Origin of the sequence: Vibrio azureus (genome assembly GCF_002849855.1) — a bacterium.
GTDB lineage: Bacteria > Pseudomonadota > Gammaproteobacteria > Enterobacterales > Vibrionaceae > Vibrio > Vibrio azureus.
In genome coordinates, this window is sequence record NZ_CP018616.1 from 1,617,042 (window position 1) to 1,632,433 (window position 15,392).

Genomic DNA, 15,392 nt, shown 5'->3' on the forward strand with positions numbered 1-15,392 from the left:
TGAAGGTTAGATCTCGTCTTTTTTCTGTGAGAATAACTCATCAAGCTTGTTCTCAAACTGATGGTAGCCGAGATATTCATACAGTTCTTCGCGGGTCTGCATTGACGTTAGTAACGCTTCTTGGTTACCTACTTGAATGAGATGGGAGTAGACCATTTCTGCTGCTTTGTTCATCGCTCGAAAAGCACTTAGTGGGTACAAGACCATATCAACACCTGAGCCAGCGAGCTCTTTACGATCAAATAATGGAGTTTGACCAAACTCGGTAATATTAGCCAAGATTGGCACAGGCTTGCCGATGGCTTGTTTTAGAGAGTTCGAAAAATATTCGTATTGATGAAGCTGATTGACAGCTTCAGGAAAGATCATATCGGCACCAGCTTCAATGCAAGCAATAGCTCGATCCACTGCTTTATCGATACCTTCTACTGCAAGCGCATCTGTTCTGGCCATCACAACAAAATCCTCATCACGACGTGCGTCAACTGCTGCTTTAATCCTATCAACCATTTCTTGTTGGCTAACAATAGCTTTATTTGGACGGTGACCACATCTTTTTTGTGCGACTTGGTCTTCTATGTGTACAGCCGCAACCCCCGCTTTTTCCATCGATTTAATCGTTCTCGCAATACTAAAAGCACCGCCAAAACCCGTATCAATATCAACCAATAATGGTAAATCACATGAGTTTGTGATCCGTTCAGCATCAACCAGTACGTCATTTAATGTCGTTATCCCCAAGTCTGGAAGACCGTAGGAGGCATTGGCGACACCACCTCCGGATAGGTAAATCGCTTGGTGTCCCAGTTGTTTAGCCATCATGGCACAATAAGGGTTAATTGCCCCTACAATAGGCAATGGCGAGTTGCTTTTAAGTGCGAGCCTGAAACGCGCCCCTGAGGTTAAGTTCATAGCAATATCCTTTTGTCATTTTATTTTTTAGTGTTTAGCTATGCTGCTTTCTCAATGCTCCTCTTACAGTAGGCTTTATGGGCCTTCTTACATTCGTCCTTTATCGCACTTGCGCTTCACTCAATGAGCAAATCAGTAATGACTCTTTTTAAATGAACGACAAAACACAAAGAAAACAAAACACAAACAAGATTATAAAAATAGCGCATCATAATAATAACAATCAAGGTTTTCCGTAAACAGTTTCAGCACAAGATAATGTTACATCTGTTATTTACACTTGTTTTATCACTAAAATGAGCTAGAGATAGCGAAACTGGGTATATACCTTCTATAAAAACAGAACGCACAATGAAAAACGGGAAAGCACATTGCCTTCCCGTTTTTTGAGTTTAAGTTACTATTCTTTTACAACGTCTCGTTAATCACGCCATTGCTGACGGTTAGCATCTGTTTGAGTGGTTTGGTTGGCGCATCTCGATACCATACTTCAGCCCACACTTGAGTAACATGGTTAGGTAAACGCATCGAATAGTTGTAGCCTGCTTGGTTATCTAAGGTCGATAACACAATCCGCGAAGCGTAATCCGGACGTCCACTGGCAGCATCAAATTCGGTGTACAAAGAAAGGTACCCCTCCGCCCCAGCAGGCTCTGCCACCGAAAGCGACACCTCCACTTTATAATCCGTACCAAAGTTAAACCCTTTTTGCGCCACGAGTTCCGCCGTTTCCGCTTCTTCCAACGCTTCACCGTACAAGGCTGGTGTCGGTGTGCTTGGCGGAGCACTGGCTCCGCCTCCCTCACCGCCACCACAACCGACCAGAAGAGCGGATATTGCTAACGCACAAGGCGTCCAAATTGATAAGTATTTCATCTTACTCTCTCCTGTTAGTTGGTGATGTTCAACACATTACCCATACCATTGCCATGCACGGTACAGTAGTAACGTAAGCTGTCTGGCGCATCCATTGGTACTTGGAACTTCACTTGTGAACGCATGCTGCCCGCATCGCCACCGTATGACATCACTCCACTGGTGTACGGTTGGTCATCGGTAGTACGAATCGCTAATGGATGACCGGCATTGGTGCCTTCATGTTGTTCAAACACATAAGTGCGGCCACGTTGTAAGGTCAAGCTTGGCGCTTCTACCCCATTGAGGTAGTACTTACCGCCCGACACCGTCACATGCATGACGCCGTTGTCACTGCCGTAGTAACCGTAAGACGCTTTACTTGGCGTGTACCAATCCGCAGATTGCGCACCACTGGTGGTCACAAAGGTTGGGAACTCAGGATAGGTTTGACTGATGTCTCGGTATTCCAGTGAGTGAGCCCAATCGTCGGTAATGATGATACCCCATGGCAATTGGTTGCTGTTACGGTAATACACCGTGCCATCAGAGATGTCATCCCCTTGAGTAAAGAAGCTTGAGGAAACCGTACCCCCGACGGACGTCGGCGCTCGGTCTGCGGTGTGTATTTCAAACTCACGACCTAAACCACCACCTGGAGGCGTTTCACGCCAGCCACCGCCACCAAAGATGAATGGGTCATAGCCGCCTGGCATTGAGCCCGTTTCAATAAAGGTCGACGAAGGTTGCGCACTGGCCAGTGGCATTTTCGCGTTAAAGGTAAACTGCACAGGCTCATTCAAACAGTGTGATTCGGTACGATGGTAATCACACCCACTGTTGAACGTCAGTGCATTTTTCAGGTCGTTACTGGCTATCACGATAAGCTCAGTCGCATTCATATCCAGCATGGTGCCGACTTGCGTTTGATTACGGTAGAAGCGTGAAGACGCCGCATCCACCATCGCACGGTCAATACCCGGGAAGTGTAAAGCAAAACCGTTGTTATAGCTTGCGCCATAAGCGGCTAATTGACCCACCACATCCACTCGGACGACATCGCCATTATGAGCGCTGCTCTCATGCAAAATCACTCGGTATTGCATCACCACGTCATTCAGGTCGTAGTCACCCATCATTGGCCAGTTATCTTCGAAGGCCGCAGTATACCAACCTGAAGCACTCGGCAAGTAGACATAGTTCACGTCACCTTGGGACACATTGACTGCGTAGTCCTCAACTTCACCGCCCCCACCAAAGCCGGTTGGGCCAAGGTCTTTCAGCGCTGAGACTCGGCAACGCATATAAGTACTGCCCAGCTGCGCATCAATCGGCACGTCCATCACAATGGTGTTGCTGCCATCACTCAGCGCATAATTTTTCAGGAACTGCTCGTCAGTATCAAATTGACCCGATTGGTTCCAATCCGTCCAACATTGCAGATACGCCTCGTCGCCACCTGTGTTCGCTAGCACTTCAATCACAGAGGCTTTACCGGTTTCAAATGGCGTTTGAATAACCACGCCGTCTTCATCGTTACTGCCTTCGTTATCGTCACCATCGGCATTGGTACTTGGGATACCATCTGGGTCGACATCGGTAGCAGCACTGCCAAGGTACAGGCTTGAGATAACCACATGCTTTGGGCCATCATCCGCGGCTAACGTACCATAGCTTTCCGGTGCATCACCAAAGTCAAAGTCATCCAGATTGGTACAAGTGTTATTCACCGAATAAATACCGCTAACACCGAGGTTATTTGTGACGCCATCTACGTCACTGGTTAGAGTTAAATCTACAGTTTGGTCTAGATTACAACTGGCTGAACTTGCAACTGTCTCAAAGCATACTTCTGGCGCTGGGCCATCGAAATCAATGTGGAAAGTCGGCACAGTTGTTTGTGCATTAGCCGCAGGTACACCCACTACATTGTATTTCAAGGTATCATGGGCATTAAATGTCACGGTATTGATGTCTAACGTAAACGTCGTCCCAACCAAACCAGCTAACACATCAACAGTTTGAAGCAGGTTATCATTATCATCACTGAGTTCAAGCTGCATACTCGAGTAATCGCTGGCGGTAACATTTTCGATAACGATGTTAGACCACGTGGTCACGGTTGCAGAACCTGTTGCACAGTAGTTGTTTTTGGGAGTAATACTTCCCGAAGCTTTAGCATTTTTGCAGCCATCGAGTAACGAAGTTGGCATGGGTGTTATCGTTGTATCAAGGCGAACTGCTAGGGCTGTATCAAGCACATGCCCACCAAACCATATACATCCGTTTGAATCTAAGAATGAACCATATAAGCCCCAAGGTGAGTCTGAAAATGCTGTTTCCGTCCCAGTTGACCAATTATAAGCATATGATGAATTGGAACCAGCTAAAACAGAGACTGCCTGCCCTTGTGAGTTAATGAAATGCGAGATGTCACCGTATAAGAAGATGTTTGTTATTGAGTGGGTAGATATTGCCCTTGTCGAAAATAAAACACATTTACTGGTTGTTAAACCTTCAAAGCCTCTCAATCCACAAACTCTGTCCGGTTGAGCATTTGCGTCAAAACCCACAAATGCTCTCACCCAAGTTGCAGGCGAGAGCTGATGGATTTGAATTGGAGACTCCCATCCCGGACAAATTGAATGTGAAACTGAATCCCAGCACATGAACTTCTGGCCATTGATGAAAAAATAACCTCGTTGCTCATGTCCGATCCCATCCATATGTTCAGCTAGAGACTCAAAGCTGGCTCCAAGGTCTTTAGGATATCCGTCACACATAGAGCTCAATGCTAAATCTGTACAATATATCTCTCCCTTTTTGTTAATCGCGAACAAGTTATTACCCGCTTTAACAATCCTAGAGAGAGATTCATCAGAATCCTCAAACAATACTATATCACCACAAGAGGAGTCATTCATTGTATCCCAACAGCTTATACCCCAAGCATCACCTTGGTTCGAGTGTATATAGAGCTTATCCATCTCAGTATCAAAAAAACTCAACCCTTGCACCACCACGGTTCCATTTCCGCCATTAAATGGGTAATGCCTAGGATATCCTGGGCAAGTTTGATTAGTTTGAATTTCATGACAATACAAAGGACCAAAAGCTGGTTTATTATGGAATGTTAAAAAGAAACGACTCGTGTCTTTTGTGACATAAGGAGTGATACCGTCCCCTGAAACACCTGATATAAGAATTTCACCGATCCCCAAGACATCTTTTGTTGTCACATAAGGGTTATAATTATCAGCACTAATGGTAAAACCAGAGTTCGAATTGGAGGTAACTTGGAGGTTATTTGGGACTTGTAGTGAGCTCGTCACTAACTCATGAGCCCCCGATAAGCTTGTCGACATCGAAAATGAACCAATAGGTAAACTGCTGGTTGATAAATCATAAAAAGCCGCCCAACTTATTGGGTTCGGGGAGACTTGGTAATTCACCCCTCCCGCCGTGGTTTGATAATCTCCTTCCAGAGTGAGTGGGTTAGCCTGCACTGCTATCGGCAGAGCAAGGGAACATAACATCAGTAACCGTCTAAACATAAGTCTCTCCATTCTCCCCGAACTATCACTGACACCCGATTAGTAATATCAATATCAATATCAATATGAGAATCTAGGCGACTCACGCTGGGGAAAGTCGTATTCTTAGTTGTTTTTGTTTACATCACATAGGAGACTGCATATTTGGTGCCAATGAGCACCGGATGATTTCAGGTCTGAGAGTCTGGAGATTAAGAGAGTTTAGAGATTAAAATAGTTTCCTTGAGTCAGACAATTTGGAAATGGAATACTATTCGGCTTCATCGTTTTCTTTGAATTACAGCTCAGTGAGCTCGCTCTGAATCAAGTACCTTGAAGTCACTTGTGTATAAATAACATCACCACTGCATTAAGCAGTGGTGATTATTTATAGCAATATGTGGGGACAAATTACTACTCTAAAATACCTTAAATGATGATATTGCCCATTAGGCGGGAGTTAGAGTCGGCTTGAGCCCTAAATATAGAGAGAAGCGAAGCGATAAGACTTTCTAGCGAAGCGTTGTTGTCATCGCTACGTTGCTTCTCAGCCTGAGCTCTTGTTGCATCGATTTCTTCCTCTTTGCTCGCAGCTTGAGATTTGGTCTGTTCAACATTAACCGAGGTATTCATTACTTGCCCAGCACCATCTGAACTTGCTTTAATCATTTGCTGCTTAGAAGCTTGAGTTTCGAATTGACGGCCACTTAACTGAGTCTCGATCTTGGTATTACTGATATCAGTATTGATATTTTTGACACCTTCTCTTAATTCAGCACGCTGAACTTTAGCGCCTTCAAAACCTTTAGTTTCTCGGATTTTTGCCATCTCTTGATCCAGCTTTGTTTGATGGCCTTTTAATAGCTGATTACCGTCAATCTCACTTTTAAGGCTCTTTGCTGATTTAACAGAGCTCATGATTCCCAGTCCAGACGTCGCTACAGCAAGCAACCCTTGTCCTACTGCTGCAATGGTTTGGATGGTCGCTTGATGTTTCAGTTCATCCGCTTGATTCTGGAGGCTCGTTACGTTTCGTTGCACTGCAACCTGACGTTCCGTTGCTTGTCTTTCTCGGTTTAAGTTAGCAATACTGATCAGCAGTACCAGAATATCAAAGACCCTAGCGCTTGAACTTGATGTGCTTTCGTTAGCTACAGCGCTATTTTTTACAATACCGCTGGGCATAACGCTGTCTTTTAGCTGCATCAAAGACATTAAATTTGAACTGATGGCCTTAATCACATTAACAGCAGTATCTGCCTGCAATGCTGAATTTGATACCTGTGGAATATCGAGGTAGAAATTCTGACGAGCTGAAGCACTTGTTTGGTTCATTCCAGCTGGTAGGCTTGCTTCAGTTTTAGTTACAACACTTTTTTCAACCATGTTATCGGTAGCAAATTTAATTGCTGCCTCACTCACGGATTTATTATTAATATTATCTATCATAAATTTCTCCATTAAATTACTTGAGGTCTAGCATTTAATGTTTTTAAAGACGTAAAATTAGACTGCATTGTTTGCATCATGGTAATCATGAGCTCTCTATGAACTTCCGTTGCCTTAGTCATTTCGTCTTTCAACTTTTCTAACGTCGCCTCAGTCAAAGCCATTTTTGCTTTTAAGTCTGCAATGTCGGCTTGTACTTCTGCCGATTGAGCTTGTCTTGCAGTATAAACCGTGCTGGATATGCCTTTACTTATATCAAGTGCTAAGTCTGCGCCTTCGGCACTGAAACGCGTTATATGACCCGTTGTTGTTGCGGTTCTAGCACCGATATTTTCAGCACTAGCAATTAAGGTTGTGGCTTTGGACCCCGCATTCGTTAATAAATTTCCGACTGATCCTGGAAGTTTTGTACCGAGCTTGGTCATAAGATTAGCGGCACTCCCTCCACCAGTAATCAGTAGACTAGAGACAGCAAATGCAATTGCGCCAACAGTTAAAGTCGTGTCTATCGCTTTAAAAGCATCTTCACCAATCACATTTTCAATAGAACTTTTAACCTCAGGTATATTAATGACTTTTTGAGTCAACTCGATACCACCGGCAATTAACATTGAAGCACCCGCAGCTACAGCAAGCAAGCCAACACCAGTAAAGGCTAACACGCCCCCAACAGCCAATGAGGCAAAAGCACTCATCCAACCAATCACTTGCGATGCTTTACTAGCCTGCTTTGAGTTTTGTGCCGCTTTTTCAGCTTCTTCAATCTTTTGCTTGTTCTCAACCATTTCCTTTTCATATTTGTCTTTGGTTGTTTTAATTTTATTGATCGTTAGATTACTTTGAATGTTTTCTAACTTATTCATCATCAACGCAAAAGCCAACTCGAAATCAACCGACTTACTTTGTGCAGATGAACGGTTTTGACCAAGCAAATTTTTTTGTAAAGAACCAATAATTTGATCAGAAAACGCTTCAACGACCTCAATTTGAGCTGCAGCAATGCCTTGTACCTGACCTATTTCCTTTGATACTTCTGGAAAAGAACGGGTCGCCTGATTAACCAATTCAGAATTAGGTTTATCAAGTTGAACAAAAAGGCCCGTTGAATTCTGTGAAACGACATTTTTTAATTCTAAGTCATTGACGTTAATCAATGAATCACCGTTTTTGGTAGTCTTAGAAACACTAGTCACATCTTTTAGTGTCTCTAATTCCTGTTTATTAACCGAAGCTAATAACTGTGCACGGTCAAGTGTTGTAATAGAACTCATATTCTAATTACTCCTTTCTTTTTTTCACCGCTTCTAACATGATGCCTGCTTTTTGATGTAAGTCTGCATAATCAGGCTTATCGGCAGACATCTCCTTCGCGCCGTAAAAACCACTTTCAGCTTCCGTCAGTTGCTCAAGTTTTAGATAACATTCAGCAGCATGAAAGGCAGGCCGTGGATCCTGTGTATCCACTAGCGCAGCAACACTGTAAGCATTGATTGCTTCCAAGTATTTACCTAGTTCCTGTTGAGCTGCACCCAGCCCGATAAAGAACCGAGCTTGATAATGATCAAGCATGCTCAATAGTTGAAATATCTGTTCTGCTTGACTTATTTTCCCAGATTGAAAAAAGTTATACGCAAGTGAATATATGTATTCAATCGTCTCTGATGAGACATCATGAAGCATTTTTAATGTTCCCCCTTCTTCAAAGAAGGTGATTAATTCTTCAGCTTGCACTTGAGCTTGTTCATTTAATTTATTTTTATCACTCATCATCATTACCCTTAGAAAGAACGGAGGATATCAGTTAAAACACTAATAAACTTTTGCACGATCTGGTTCATTGCCTGAATCGTTGCGTTGTAATCACTGTTCATTTTGCTAAATTCTTCCGTTTTTAGCTGTACGTCTGTATTTACAATCTTTGACTTATCACTGATTGCCGTTGAAAGGTTACTGAGTTTATTTCCATCATCTTCTGTATCTTCATAAATACCTGAGTTTTGGCTGGTATCTATATCTAGGCCTTGTTGTTCTAGGAAACCCTTGTGGCTTGTTATCGGTGGGTTTTGACTGTTTAAAAATGCGAACTCCGGGGAGTTTTCAAATTCTTCTTGTGTACTATAACCAAAGTCCTCCGGTTTGAACTCCTGGTTAATATTGTATTTACCTTCGCCGCTTTGGGCATTATGAATCGCTGCCTGAATAAGGTTGTACAAATTGAGAATTATTGTCAGCTCTTCAAGTTCATTTTTAATTTCATCCCTTTTATTAAACTGGCCCTGCCTCATTTCATCCAAAGCATTTAAGATCTTATCATCCAAACGATCTCCCGTACTGGCATCAATTAGGGCGAAAAGATCCAAGCCTTTTAGAACATACTCATTGTTATCTTGCGTGCTGTCTGTTTGACTTTGAATATTATTTTTTAAATGTTCAGAGAACTGCGCAAGATTTGCTAATAATTTTTTGTGGCGAGTAATGAAATCAGTTTCTACACTCTGCCCTTGAGCCATTTTTTCAAATAAAACACTTATATCTTGACCAACGACTTGCTTGATCGTCTTGATGTTTTGCGGCAGTTCTAACTGCTGTTTAACATCCTTTAGATCCACCAACAGCTGGTCAATCTCTGCATTAACCGTTGCTTTCACCACATTGGCAAATAAGCCAGATAGAGAGATCGATGAAGCACTTTCTTGAACATTTTGAATCTCTGCGTCCCAAAAAGATTGCAGCTTTGCTCTAGCCTCAGATTCATCATAAATATGGCTAAATGGCTGTTGAGTTTGCTCTGAAAGCGTTTTTAATGACTCTCTTAAATCCTGCTTAGAAATACCAGGGACAAAATTGACCTTCTCAGCAAGCCTTTGTGCAGTGTCAGCGTTTAGAATAACACCCATAGAAGAAAAGACGTTCTGCAGTTCATTTTTAACATTAACAACAAACCGCTCATGGCTGAATAAGAAGTCTGAATTATTAAGTTGTTGAAATGTAAGCCCCGCAGAATGATTTAAAGCATTCGTTAGTACTGACAGCTCGTACTCATTCATTGGGCGGTTAGAAATATTACTGGCCAAAGTACCAACAAATGCCTCTCCTTCCTTGATAGTACGAGCAAGCTCCTGCTCAGACATATGCCCAATTTGCAAAGCTTGGGTTGCTTGGCTACCTAGGCTTAATTGGCTGATAAACTCAGAAGGCAAACGCTGATCAATTTTTACATGTAATTTTGTCCCCAACCAGGATTGGAAATGGACAGCTAATGTCTGATTTGCTGTATGCTCCACATCACTGGCTGAAGGTTGCCCAGACTTAGATTGTCCTTGCATGATCATTAGCCAATCTTGAACGACCGTCTTTAAAGGCACATCTTCAAACGCTTGCTGTTTTGCTTTTAAACCCTCTAGCGCAGAGTGGTAAACTTTGAGGCTATCCTGTTCATTGAGCCCTGTCACCGGTAGCAATTGAGTAATCGACGTCTGCAAATTTAAGGTATCAAAGTGGCCAAGTGTCCGCTCAAAAACATCTAATAATTGTGTTTGAAAAGCAAAATCATGATTGATACTTGCTAATGAACCACCATTGAGGCCAGTCGTTGTCAAAAATGTCATAAATAACCTTTAAATTATAAGGCCACGCATCATTGTTGGCCTTCTACGGCGAGTACCTGATGACGTTGAGACTTGTAGCAAAGGCTGTTGGGCTCTTCGTCGCTGTACTTCATCCATAAGCTCTTGCTCAGCTTTTTTCATCATTTCGGGTGTGGTTTTTATATCGGAAAGTAGAATTTCTCCGACAATAGGATCGACACCTAAGCCATCAAGGAGCTGATTGAAAACATCTGTCCTTTCTTCTGCACTTTTAATGGCAAGTTTTGCTTGTTCGATTGTTTCTGAAAAAGGCTTTTGCATTTATAGCACCATCGTATTCCCACACAAGTAACCAAGCTATCAATTATGGTCGCAAGTTTTTATTTATTCCGAAGTCCATTGAATATACCCAGCAACCTCAAGATGCTGTGTTCAGCGAGATGACCTTAACTTTCAGGCGCGGCAACGATTCGAAGATATAGTCGTTCTACATTGAGAATCGTTAACAAAGCCTGAGAGTTAAGGCCACTCGCCCTTTGGGAGCGTGTCACTGAGCCGACTTCTTTCGTCAGACAACCGTTCTTCTTACAAAAATAAGAAAGAGCCTGCTATTCCGCTTCGTTGTCTTCCTTGAATTCGACTCAGTGACCTCGCTCTGAATCAAGCATCTTGAGGTCACTTGGGTATAGATATCTTTCATCAGACCCCCACTCTCCCTAGAGGCTGAATATTGATCTGCTGTGTTAGCTCTTGAAATGATAAAACTGGAAGCTCGTAATATTCGGCTTCGATCAGTTTCCTGACGTATCGACGCACATCCATAGAAACCACCAGCACAGGTTTATTCGGCATACGACTAAGATCACCAATGGTTTGTTTAACATCGCTGACAAACTGTTGTGTAATTGAAGGATCTAATGCTAAATAGCTACCAGCAGAGGTTTGTCTGATACCATTTCTTATCGTGTCTTCCAAGCCTTGATCGAGGAGATAAGCCGGTAGCATATTTTGACCACTGGCGTATTTATAACAAATGTATCGTTTCAGACTGGTTCTCATGTATTCTGTTAATTGAACAACGTCTTTTTCTTTTTGGCCCCACTCAACCATGGCTTCTAAAATCACACGTAAATTACGAATGGAGATATCTTCCGAAACCAATCTTTGAAAAATCTCAGTCATTTTTTGCAATGGTACAATTCGCTGTGCTTCTTTCACCAAATCTGCATAGCTGCCTTCCATTTGTTCCAATAAATAGCGAGTTTCTTGAATGCCGATAAAATCTTGTGCGTATTCTTTGAGTACATGAGATAAATGATAAGTCAGAATTCTATCTGGCGTTAAAAAGCCAACATGACTGCTAGCCAGCTTTTCTTGATGGCTTTTAGCCACCCACAAGGTACTGATATTAGGTAAAAAGTCATCAGCCGTTTCATGTGGAATACCCAGCAACTCTATTTGCTCATTGCCTTCGGTAATCAGTAATTTATCTTTCTCAATATTGCCACGGGCAACAGGGACTTCTTGCAGTTGGATTAAATACTCACCTTCACCCATGCCATCATGGAAACGTAGATGAATACCAGGAAATGGGACGCCTAAATCCAGATATAGTGCTCGTCTGACGCGAGCTAACTCGTCATTAAGTGCTACTGCCTCCAAGCTCTCTTGTAAACCGATGTCAAGATCGATCAGTAAAGGGACCGTCATCGCAAACTCTTCCTGCTCAGAGAGTTTCCCTTTCCCGACTTTTGAAGGGGACGGGTGATTGGATTTCGCAGCTGGTGAACCTGCACCCTGGGCAACAAAACTGCTTAAATCAGAATGATCAGCTTGGTCGTTCTTTTTGCTCTGATATAAAAGAAACATACCCCCACCGCCAACGATGAGCGCGAGGATCAAAAAGGTGACTTTAGGAAAGCCTGGAATAAGGCCAAACAAAAGCAGCAGGACACCACCAATCAATAAAGCACGAGGCTGTGCCGTAATCTGCCCACCAATATCGGAGCCTAAATCTGTCGACTCTTCATTAGAAACACGGGTAACGATAATGCCTGCAGTAATCGCAATAAACAGTGCCGGAATTTGTGAGACCAAACCATCACCGATGGTCAACACGGCAAACAGTTCCAACGCATCCGATGCTGACATCCCTTTTTGCGTCACACCAATGGTAACGCCGCCAAGGATGTTAACCACAATGATGATCAAACCTGCAATGGAGTCGCCTTTTACAAACTTCATGGCCCCGTCCATGGAACCGTACATTTGGCTTTCTTTTTCTATCAGCGAGCGACGATGACGAGCTTCATTCATATCAATGACTCCCGCTCTCATGTCTCCATCAATACTCATCTGTTTGCCTGGCATCGCATCCAATGAGAATCTTGCACTTACCTCAGCAACCCTTTCTGAACCCTTAGTGATCACCATAAATTGAACAATGGTAATAATTAGGAAAACAACAATACCCACGACCAAGTTGCCGCCGACAACAAAGTTACCGAAGGTATAAACGATCTGCCCCGCGTCTCCATCGAGAAGAATTAAACGCGTGGTTGTAATAGATAAGGACAATCGAAAGAGCGTAGTAATGAGAAGCACTGCAGGAAAAGCTGAGAACTCCAAAGGTGAAGTAATGTAAATCGCTAGCATGAGTAAAACGACAGCAATACTCATATTGGTCCCGATCAACACATCCACCATGGCAGTCGGCAGTGGTAAGATCATCATAAACACTATGGCGAGTAACATGACTGCCAACATGATGTCTTTACGTTGACCGATTTTATTCAATATATCAACAAGTTTATTCATTCGATTCACTATTTAAAGATTGCAGGTAGCGACGATGTGCATACCGTGCTTCTTTATTATTCTGTTGTTTCCATCGTGCTTGGCTTAAGCAAAACCACAAGCCAGATTGATTGATTGATTGAGCTTGAATCAGTTGTTCACAAAGCTCCGCTGAACGCTCGTATTGCCCAGCATGTAAGCTTGCAACCGCTAATACTTGCTGCGCTTCTTTATGCTCAGGCTCAAACTCAAGCAACCCCTCTAACAAAGTGATCGCTTGTTCTGGCTTTTGGTATTGAACTTGAAGAGCAGCATGTACGAGCAGTAACTCTTGATCTTTAGGACTTAACATCATGCTTAAACCTGAATTAATAAGTTCAAAGCCATGGTTAAAAAGCGTTGATCCATTTGTGTATTCTTGAGGGCATCTAACGTCTTCTGCAGCTTGGGGGAACGTCTCTCTTCTGCTAGTTGCGACAGATGCAATAGAGTGTCATCAAACTGCCTTCGATACTTTTCTGGTCTTAATAACTCACTGTTATGCAATTTGGGCTTCGCTAGTGAAAGCAAGTATTGATCTGAAGGACGCAGTTCATACAGTTTACCAAGATGAGTTTCAATCGCTTGTCCATCTGGTAATAACTGGAATCGGGAGGGTAAATCAGATTCCAGTTGCTCTGCCGAGACATAACTATACCCCTCAATGCCGACGTTAAGCGTGCTGACTTTACTCATGAGTTAATCACTTTTTCATGGAGACGATTCAGCAAAGCAAATGCTTGTTCTATCGTAGGTAATGTGACTTCTTGTGCTTCAATTTCAGCCGAGAACACTAAATTTTGCTCATCCAATAATCCAGCTTTAATGACAAACGGCCACCCATTGTCGGCATGACATAAAGTGAGTGCGGCTTGTGCATAACGACTAAAACCATCCCATGGAAGTGGTTTAGATAACATTAGGTACAAGCGGTTTTCATGTCTCTCAATATGTAACGTACCGCTTTCTTCAAAGCTCAATTGGGCACGCCCTACTAATGAGAAATCGATATTATCCAGTCCCATACCCCGAAAAAAATCATCGACCGATGCATCAATCCAGTTCATCGTCCCACATTTCCTCTTCTTCTTGCTCAATTGCTTCATCCAGCGCTTTCTGAACGGCTAGAATTAAGTTTTGTCTTTGTTCATCGTCAGCAAAAACATTTATAGGTATATGACGAACTAACTTATGTAGCTCTCTAAAAAAACCTATTTTTTTCTCTGCCTCTTTGAGATTCATGGCATCAGCGATTTTCCATAGCGCTTCACTGCTGACCCAACGCTCTTCAACAAGTGCTATGATGTCCGCCATTAGACGTGTCGCGTTATACTCCATAGCCTACCTTTTGTGGCGCAAATTGTTGATACAATTGACCTACCTGCTCTTGAAGCGTATTCAAGGTTTTTAGAATATTCATATCAGACATTAAGAGCTTCAGTTTAGTTGACTCAATATTGCTGCCTTGCACACTGAGATCCGCGCTCATGCCCTGCATTAAAAAATCAATTGCTTTAACAATGCCAGCTTCACCGAAACGGTTTACTACATCATTAAACACTGCATTAAGCCCTTGATAACCGTGCACAGTATCCCGATAAAAGCCACGTAATTGTTGTAGACTGCTAAAGCCTTCATCTTCACTAAACTGGTCAGCGATGCTGGATATGCGTATTTCTGTCTTGATTGGAGCGAATACCGCCGTATCTTGCTCTATATCAGAAATGGCTTGAGCAACCAATTGTGCTAGATGCTGACTCTCAGGCCTATCCTTTAGGAAGACATCCACTGCTTTTAAAGCCAAGTATTGATGACTTTTTTCTTCTGAGAAGCTATCGAGGAACGTTTGCATCTGACGAATCGTTGCAATATTTCCACCAGCCATTGCGGTTGCGAGGTCTTTGATCTTCTGATTTTTTTCAATATCAGGGACTCGCTCAAGATAACGAGAAACCAGCTCTTCCAACTTGATATCTCGACTTCGGCCATCTTTGACTTTGTAATCGGATAATAATTTTTCACCTTTTGAGGCACCTTGAACGGTCAGTTCTTCAAGCGCGTCAAAAAAAGAGAGATTGGACTGTTGAACGTGTACTTGTTGACCACGATAATTCCCAACGGTTGCTCCACCCCCTCCTTGAGCGTTCGATGAGTTATCGGCTAATGGATTCCGAATAGTGTTTGTTTGGATAGATTGATTGAACATTTCCCCTCCTTGTAC

The 15,392-nt window shown here is 42.8% G+C and carries 14 protein-coding genes; all 14 read right to left on the reverse strand.

What is annotated here, in order from left to right:
• Window positions 1-6: 6 nt before the first annotated feature.
• Window positions 7-912, reverse strand: coding sequence for a methylisocitrate lyase (gene prpB / locus BS333_RS07330; protein WP_021711804.1), 906 nt, complete (start codon window positions 910-912; stop codon window positions 7-9).
• Between the two features lie 408 nt (window positions 913-1,320).
• Window positions 1,321-1,788 (reverse strand): hypothetical protein, encoded by a 468-nt coding sequence (locus tag BS333_RS07335; protein WP_021711803.1) that lies wholly within the window; start codon window positions 1,786-1,788, stop codon window positions 1,321-1,323.
• 14 nt (window positions 1,789-1,802) lie between these two features.
• A complete protein-coding gene (locus tag BS333_RS07340; RefSeq protein ID WP_158297036.1) occupies window positions 1,803-5,321 on the reverse strand; it encodes an LruC domain-containing protein in 3,519 nt (1,172 codons plus the stop codon).
• A gap of 408 nt (window positions 5,322-5,729) precedes the next feature.
• Window positions 5,730-6,749, reverse strand: coding sequence for a type III secretion system translocon subunit SctB (gene sctB, locus BS333_RS07345; protein ID WP_021711585.1), 1,020 nt, complete (start codon window positions 6,747-6,749; stop codon window positions 5,730-5,732).
• Between the two features lie 11 nt (window positions 6,750-6,760).
• Entirely contained in the window at window positions 6,761-8,020 is a 1,260-nt protein-coding gene (gene sctE, locus BS333_RS07350; RefSeq protein ID WP_021711586.1) for a type III secretion system translocon subunit SseC family protein, read from the reverse strand.
• 7 nt (window positions 8,021-8,027) lie between these two features.
• Entirely contained in the window at window positions 8,028-8,516 is a 489-nt protein-coding gene (locus tag BS333_RS07355; RefSeq protein WP_021711587.1) for a SycD/LcrH family type III secretion system chaperone, read from the reverse strand.
• Between the two features lie 11 nt (window positions 8,517-8,527).
• Window positions 8,528-10,357 carry a virulence-associated V antigen gene (locus BS333_RS07360; RefSeq protein ID WP_021711588.1) on the reverse strand — a complete coding sequence of 610 codons (1,830 nt, stop codon included), beginning with the start codon at window positions 10,355-10,357 and terminating at the stop codon, window positions 8,528-8,530.
• 9 nt (window positions 10,358-10,366) lie between these two features.
• Window positions 10,367-10,657, reverse strand: a complete 291-nt coding sequence (locus tag BS333_RS07365; RefSeq protein ID WP_021711589.1) for an LcrG family type III secretion system chaperone — start codon at window positions 10,655-10,657, stop codon at window positions 10,367-10,369.
• Window positions 10,658-11,035: 378 nt separating this feature from the next.
• Window positions 11,036-13,162 (reverse strand): type III secretion system export apparatus subunit SctV, encoded by a 2,127-nt coding sequence (gene sctV, locus BS333_RS07370; RefSeq protein ID WP_101903870.1) that lies wholly within the window; start codon window positions 13,160-13,162, stop codon window positions 11,036-11,038.
• A complete protein-coding gene (gene vscY / locus BS333_RS07375; RefSeq protein WP_021711591.1) occupies window positions 13,146-13,487 on the reverse strand; it encodes a type III secretion system chaperone VscY in 342 nt (113 codons plus the stop codon). Before vscY ends, sctV begins: the two co-directional genes overlap by 17 nt.
• A gap of 2 nt (window positions 13,488-13,489) precedes the next feature.
• A complete protein-coding gene (gene vscX, locus BS333_RS07380; RefSeq protein WP_021711592.1) occupies window positions 13,490-13,867 on the reverse strand; it encodes a type III secretion system protein VscX in 378 nt (125 codons plus the stop codon).
• Window positions 13,864-14,238 (reverse strand): type III secretion chaperone SycN, encoded by a 375-nt coding sequence (gene sycN / locus BS333_RS07385; RefSeq protein WP_021711593.1) that lies wholly within the window; start codon window positions 14,236-14,238, stop codon window positions 13,864-13,866. Before sycN ends, vscX begins: the two co-directional genes overlap by 4 nt.
• A complete protein-coding gene (locus BS333_RS07390; RefSeq protein WP_021711594.1) occupies window positions 14,225-14,509 on the reverse strand; it encodes a TyeA family type III secretion system gatekeeper subunit in 285 nt (94 codons plus the stop codon). Before BS333_RS07390 ends, sycN begins: the two co-directional genes overlap by 14 nt.
• Window positions 14,499-15,377, reverse strand: coding sequence for a type III secretion system gatekeeper subunit SctW (sctW, locus tag BS333_RS07395; protein WP_021711595.1), 879 nt, complete (start codon window positions 15,375-15,377; stop codon window positions 14,499-14,501). Before sctW ends, BS333_RS07390 begins: the two co-directional genes overlap by 11 nt.
• Window positions 15,378-15,392 lie beyond the last annotated feature (15 nt).

Coding starts and splice junctions, on each gene's coding strand:
- prpB (WP_021711804.1), bottom strand. CDS start 912: ATGAACTTAACCTCAGGGGCGCGTTTCAGGCTCGCACTTAAAAGCAAC.
- BS333_RS07335 (WP_021711803.1), bottom strand. CDS start 1,788: ATGAAATACTTATCAATTTGGACGCCTTGTGCGTTAGCAATATCCGCT.
- BS333_RS07340 (WP_158297036.1), bottom strand. CDS start 5,321: ATGTTTAGACGGTTACTGATGTTATGTTCCCTTGCTCTGCCGATAGCA.
- sctB (WP_021711585.1), bottom strand. CDS start 6,749: ATGATAGATAATATTAATAATAAATCCGTGAGTGAGGCAGCAATTAAA.
- sctE (WP_021711586.1), bottom strand. CDS start 8,020: ATGAGTTCTATTACAACACTTGACCGTGCACAGTTATTAGCTTCGGTT.
- BS333_RS07355 (WP_021711587.1), bottom strand. CDS start 8,516: ATGAGTGATAAAAATAAATTAAATGAACAAGCTCAAGTGCAAGCTGAA.
- BS333_RS07360 (WP_021711588.1), bottom strand. CDS start 10,357: ATGACATTTTTGACAACGACTGGCCTCAATGGTGGTTCATTAGCAAGT.
- BS333_RS07365 (WP_021711589.1), bottom strand. CDS start 10,657: ATGCAAAAGCCTTTTTCAGAAACAATCGAACAAGCAAAACTTGCCATT.
- vscY (WP_021711591.1), bottom strand. CDS start 13,487: ATGATGTTAAGTCCTAAAGATCAAGAGTTACTGCTCGTACATGCTGCT.
- vscX (WP_021711592.1), bottom strand. CDS start 13,867: ATGAGTAAAGTCAGCACGCTTAACGTCGGCATTGAGGGGTATAGTTAT.
- sycN (WP_021711593.1), bottom strand. CDS start 14,238: ATGAACTGGATTGATGCATCGGTCGATGATTTTTTTCGGGGTATGGGA.
- BS333_RS07390 (WP_021711594.1), bottom strand. CDS start 14,509: ATGGAGTATAACGCGACACGTCTAATGGCGGACATCATAGCACTTGTT.
- sctW (WP_021711595.1), bottom strand. CDS start 15,377: ATGTTCAATCAATCTATCCAAACAAACACTATTCGGAATCCATTAGCC.